Raw genomic sequence first — 5,809 nt, 5'->3', positions numbered from 1 at the left:
ATCAAGGCAAGGCGGTCGGCAATGGCCAGGCCGGAACGGGTCGGCAGTAACATCCCATCTCGTATTACCATGTAGCCATCATCCAATAAATTAGCCAGCATTGGCGCTTTGGCGGCAAGAAGGTCTTGTTGATATTTTTCTGAGAAATCTTTTAGGTGCAACCCTGATTTTGTGCGCAGGGCAAGGAAAAAGGCTTCGAAGCAAAGTTGCTCCAGGGTGAGAGTTTCTTCTGATTGGATGGGAGCATTTCCGGTGCTGAGGTTGGTTATATAATGATCCAGTAATCGATGATTCCACCAACGGCGATTTCCCCTAAAAGAATGAGCCGAAGGTCCAAGCCCGAGGTAAGGGGTGTGATTCCAGTATTTTTGGTTATGCCTGGAAGCGTACTCCATTCCCCGGGCAAAGTTGGAAACTTCGTAGTGGATATATCCGGCTTCTTCGAGACTTGCGGATGTTTTCATAAAAAAATCATACTGGAGGTCTTCCGGAGGGAGGGTGCATTCTCCTTTTTGCTGCTGAATTGCTAAAGGGGTGTTGGCTTCGACCGTGAGCTGATAACAGGAGATATGCTCCGGGGCAAAATCCACAGCCCGGGCTAATGTGGCCAGCCATGATTCCATTTCCTGCCCCGGGACGCCATAAATTAAGTCAATCCCCAGATTGTCGAAGCCAGCTTCACGGGAAGTTAGAATCGAGGAAAGGGCTTGGTCCAGAGAGTGCCTCCGTCCTAAAAAACTTAGGGTCTCTGGGTCGAGGGATTGGATCCCCAGATTGAGACGATTGACCCCGCTGTGCCTTAAAGATTGGAGGTAGGCTAAACTCAAATCTGCCGGATTGGCTTCCAGGGTGATTTCCGCATCGGCGACCAGGTGGAAATTTTGGCGGATTTTTTCCAAGATCGCCTGGATTTGGTGCGGGAGAAGCACAGAAGGAGTTCCTCCTCCGAGGTAAACTGTATCCACTTGGTTGAATTGGTTGCGGGCCATCTCCATTTCTTGGAAAAGTGCCTTCAGGAAATCTGAGATGAACGAAAGGTTTGTTTCCGAGTAAAAAGTGCAGTAAGGGCATTTCGTCCGACAGAAGGGAATGTGAATATAGAGACCCGCCATCTTCCGATTGCCGATTGCGGATTGCGGATTGCAGTTTTTTCTTTCTGCAGCGTTCATGACTCATGAATCCGAATCGGATTTTAAAACGGCCAGGAAGGCACTTTGGGGGATGGTGACCGATCCGATCATCTTCATTCGTTTCTTGCCTTTCTTCTGTTTTTCCAATAGTTTGCGTTTGCGGGTAATATCCCCTCCGTAGCACTTGGCGGTTACATCCTTGCGATAAGGAGAGATCGTCGTCCGGGCAATAATTTCGCCCCCGATCGCCCCCTGGATGGCCACTTTAAAAACCTGGCGGGGGATTTCTTCTTTCAACCGTTCGCAAGCCTGAAGTGCACGGGACCGAGCATTATCGCGGTGGATAATTTGAGAAAGCGCATCCACTTTTCCACTATTGACCAAAATATCTAACAAAACGAGGTTACCTTCCCGGTAGTCGATGAGATCATAATCAAAAGATCCATACCCCTGGGTCAGGGTTTTAAAACGGTCATAAAAATCATAAATTACTTCCGCCAAAGGTATCTCATAGGTTAATTCAACCCGGCCAGGCCCCGGGTAATGGAGAGTGGAGTTCACCCCCCGCCTTTCCGTACAGAGTTTCATAATCGCTCCCAGGTACTTCTCCGGCATCATCATATGGGCTCGAATATAAGGCTCCTCGGTTTTAACGATGGAAATGGGGCTGGGATAATGGGCCGGGTTATCGATGTACAGTACAATTCCGTCTTTTAAAGTGAAACGGTAACGGACACTCGGTACGGACAGGATGATGGAGAGATCATACTCTCGTTCCAGTCTTTCTTGAACCACTTCCAGGTGGAGAAGACCGAGAAAGCCGCAACGAAAGCCCTGGCCCAACGCCAGCGAGGAATCTTTTTGATAAGTAAAGGCGGCATCGTTCAATTTATATTTTTCGAGGGCGACGGCCAAATCTTCATAATCATCTGAGGCGATGGGATAGATGGAAGAAAATACTACAGGTTTCACATCCTTAAAACCTTTCAGAGGCTGGGCGCAGGGTTTATCGTCCTGGGTAATCGTGTCGCCAATACGCACATCAGAGACGGTCTTTACTCCGGCGATCACATAGCCCACGTCCCCCGCGGAAATCTTATCAAGCTTATTCCGGTATAAAGAAAAGCGACCGACTTCTTCAACTTTGTAGGTGGCCTGATTGGAAACGAAGCGGATCATATCGCCGCTTTTTACCGAGCCGTCATAAATACGGCAGTGGATGATTGTCCCCCGATAAGGATCATACTTGGCATCGAAGATAAGGGCAGCCAGCGGGGCTTCCTCTTTCCCTTGCGGCGGAGGAATTCTTTGGACGATGTTTTCCAGAACCTCTTCGATCCCGATTCCTTCCTTGGCTGAACAGCGGATATGAGCGTAGGGGTCCAGTCCCAGCTCAGAGTCGATTTGTTCGATCACTCGTTCCACATCTGCAGTGGGGAGGTCAATTTTATTAATGACCGGAATAATTTCCAGGTTGTTTTCCATGGCCAAATAAAGATTGGCGATGGTTTGGGCCTGAACGCCCTGAGCGGCATCGATGAGGAGGAGAACACCTTCACACGATGCCAGGGCGCGGGAGACTTCATACGAAAAGTCAACATGGCCCGGTGTATCAATGAGGTTGAGGATGTAATCTTTCCCGTCTCTGGCGCGATAGGGGAGGGTGACCGCCTGACTCTTGATCGTGATTCCCCGCTCGCGTTCGATGTCCAGGTTATCCAAAATCTGGTCTTGAAAATCGCGGTCTTCAACCACGCCGGTGTACTGAATCAGACGGTCGGCCAGGGTCGATTTTCCGTGATCGATATGGGCGATTATGCTGAAATTACGAATATTCTCCATCATCGTTGCAAGGGTCCCCAGCGACTGCCAGGAGGAATCTAATTCGGGAGTAAACTACGCCAATCTTGGGGATTAACCGCATGGAGATATTGGGAGTAGTTACCTGCGGAAAATACATGGCAGGATTTATAAATAATTATACTACGGAGAATGAGTATCTTACAAGTACTATTGTTACCTCTTTTTCCCGGGAGGGACAGAAACTATCTACTTTCCGAGAGAAAATCCAAAGCCAGTTCGTTAAATTTTTCGGGGTGCTCTTCATGGGGGCTATGGCCGGCCTTTTCGAAAATCACCAATTTTGATCCTTTCCAAAGGCGGTTTAAGGTTTTTGATCGTTCTAAGGGGATGGCTTTATCTTCCCGGCCGTGGATGACGAGAATGGATTTGTTCAATGGGGCCAATTGGCTCGCTTCTTTTTCAACCAAGGGTTCTTTAAGAACGTTACGGAGAATATACATGAGGCCATCATCGGAACCTTTGATGCAAAGCGGTTGCAAGACTTCCCGGGCATATTCATCGGTTACTTTGCTCTTATCATAAAACCAAATGGCTTTGATATTGTTTTTCATCAAGGCATCCCCGGGGATGGCGTTAAAAAACTCACCCACGTGGGGAATTTTGTAAATCTGGCCGATTAGGGTGTCGGGATACGGAATGACGGCCGGGTCGATTAAAATCAGACGATCCACCCGCTCAGGATAGTGAGCCGCCACATAGACCGCTATTCCCCCGCCCATGGACTGCCCCACAAGAGTGGCCTTTTTGATATGGAGAGCCTCCATGAATCCCATGATCTGCTTCCCGTAGAGATCAAAGCTATAATCCATTGGCTTCAATCTTTCGCTATAGCCAAACCCCCAGAGGTCGATGGCATAAACTTTGAATTTTTCGGCGAGGGCATCGATATTTTTTTTCCACATTACTGTATGGAAAAGGAAACCATGGATCAAGATCACAGGGGTTCCATTTCCTTTTTCCAGGTAGTGGACCTTTCTCCCCTCAACGGTTACAAATTTCCCTTTAGAGAAAAATTTACAGGCTTCTTCATACGTACAAGTTTCTTTGGAAAAAAAATCGGGAAAGAAAGCAGCGACTAAGGCTAAAATAAAGATGAAAGCGATAATAACCGTTAAAATTTTATTCATCCTCGATTACCTCCTAACAGTAAGTTTTTAAGATCGAGGTTCTTTTTTTTTGGGTGAAAGATCCTGGATTTCTTTTTGGATAGCCTGGCGTTCCGGCGCCTGCTCGTTGAAATGAGAGAGGGCTTTATGAAAATGGATCAATGCGGTTTTGGGGTCTCCCATGGCCTTGTAGTAATAACCAAAATTTTGATACGCCGGGCCGAGCATATTTTTGGCGCCGTAGGCCATACCCAAGTGGTAATAAATTGCCGATAAGTTGGGATCCAGCTCCCTGGCTCGGAGAAGGGCTTGCAGTGCTTCATCGAGTAGTTTTTGCTCCGCGTAAACCCTGCCCAGATAAAAATAAATCAAGGGGTCGCGAGGAGAAAGGAAGCGGGCACGCTCGAGGTATTTTTGGGCTTCCTGCAGGTTGGCTTTCAGAAGATAGGTGGTACCTAACTCCCGGAGTATTTCCCCATCCTGGGGCGCCAAAGAGGTTGCTCTGGAAAAACTTTCGATGGCCCGATCCAATCCCCCCATTCTTTTCTGAGCAAGACCTAAGCCGAAGAAGGCCTCTGGTTCATCTGGCGTACGTTTCAACCAATTTTCGAAGTAGGTTACGGACCGAGAAACATCCTTTTCTTCCGCAGTCAATTTGGTCTGTATTCTTTTCAGGTTTCCTGTGGGTTTGTGGCTTTCCTTTTCTTGGGGAAAACGGGCCATCTGGATTTCCAGGTCGGCGGCCCGTTCTTCGATGGCTGGATGGGTCACAAGGTAAGTCGGGGGATCGCTGGAAGCCGGGCCTTGCATTCTGCGTAATTTTTTGAGCATGGTAACCATTCCCCACCGGGCATACCCCGCCTGATTCATAAATTTTAAACCCAGGTAATCGGCTTCTTCTTCGTCTTCCCGGCTGTATTTCAGCAAGGCGGTCTCGGAAGCAGCCATCGTGGTAGTGGCAATCGCGCCGGCAGCTTGGCCCCCTAAAAAAATTCCGGCCAGTATGGCCCCTAAAGCGGCTAAACTGACTTTCATTGCTTTCTCCCCGCGCTTGGCAATGTGACGGGCGACGACATGGGCAATCTCGTGGGAGAGCACTCCGGCGATCTCGTCTTCATTTTCCACCAGGAGGATCAAACCGCTGTTCAGAAAGACTTTTCCCCCTGGAACAGCAAAAGCATTTATTTCGGGAGAGTTGATAATATAAAACTGATAGTCGAAAGGTTGAGGTCCGAGGGGCTGAAGGATTCTTCTGCCGATGCCGCTGATATATTCGTTCACTGAAAGTTCTTGAACCAGCGACCAGCGTTTCTTGACTTCTTGAAAAATTTTTTCCCCCAATTCACGTTCTTCCTGGATCGTGAAGGCCGGGGCGTTGGGGGGAAAGAGGAGAGAAAATGAAAGAATGGGGATGATTACCCAAAAAAATATGCGAAAAGTAAATTTTTCTATCCAAGCCATGATCTATTTTAACCCGAATCTACCCCAAAAGTCCAATCAATCCTCCAGCATTTTGCTGACCTCGGTAACGTCCTGGATGGCGGACTGATAATCTATTTTCTGGCCTTCTCGACGTTCCCGATCCAGAATCTTTTCTCGGTGATACTCCAGGATCTCAGCGCCAAAAGGAAGATTGGCGTGTTCAAGGTACCGAATAGCCCCAAAAGAATCCCGAACGGGGATTACTTTTCCTGCTACATAACGATTGGG

General features: G+C 48.2%; 5 protein-coding genes. All 5 read right to left on the bottom strand.

Annotated elements, in window-relative coordinates; translation table 11 throughout:
• A partial coding sequence (gene hemW, locus Q7V48_02095; GenBank protein ID MDO9209529.1) for a radical SAM family heme chaperone HemW occupies nucleotides 1-1,169 on the bottom strand: 1,169 nt, incomplete at its 3' end.
• A 3-nt stretch (nucleotides 1,170-1,172) separates the two neighbouring features.
• Nucleotides 1,173-2,972 carry a translation elongation factor 4 gene (gene lepA, locus Q7V48_02090; protein ID MDO9209528.1) on the bottom strand — a complete coding sequence of 600 codons (1,800 nt, stop codon included), beginning with the start codon at nucleotides 2,970-2,972 and terminating at the stop codon, nucleotides 1,173-1,175.
• A 203-nt stretch (nucleotides 2,973-3,175) separates the two neighbouring features.
• Nucleotides 3,176-4,120: an alpha/beta hydrolase gene (locus Q7V48_02085; GenBank protein ID MDO9209527.1), complete on the bottom strand. Its 945-nt coding sequence runs from the start codon at nucleotides 4,118-4,120 to the stop codon at nucleotides 3,176-3,178.
• 27 nt (nucleotides 4,121-4,147) lie between these two features.
• Nucleotides 4,148-5,440 (bottom strand): M48 family metalloprotease, encoded by a 1,293-nt coding sequence (locus tag Q7V48_02080; GenBank protein MDO9209526.1) that lies wholly within the window; start codon nucleotides 5,438-5,440, stop codon nucleotides 4,148-4,150.
• Nucleotides 5,441-5,596: 156 nt separating this feature from the next.
• On the bottom strand, nucleotides 5,597-5,809 hold a 213-nt coding region (locus tag Q7V48_02075), incomplete at its 5' end, for a methylaspartate mutase subunit E (protein ID MDO9209525.1).

This window comes from Deltaproteobacteria bacterium (assembly GCA_030654105.1).
Lineage (GTDB): Bacteria > Desulfobacterota > SM23-61 > SM23-61 > SM23-61 > JAHJQK01.
This window is presented reverse-complemented; position numbering and strand designations above follow the sequence as displayed.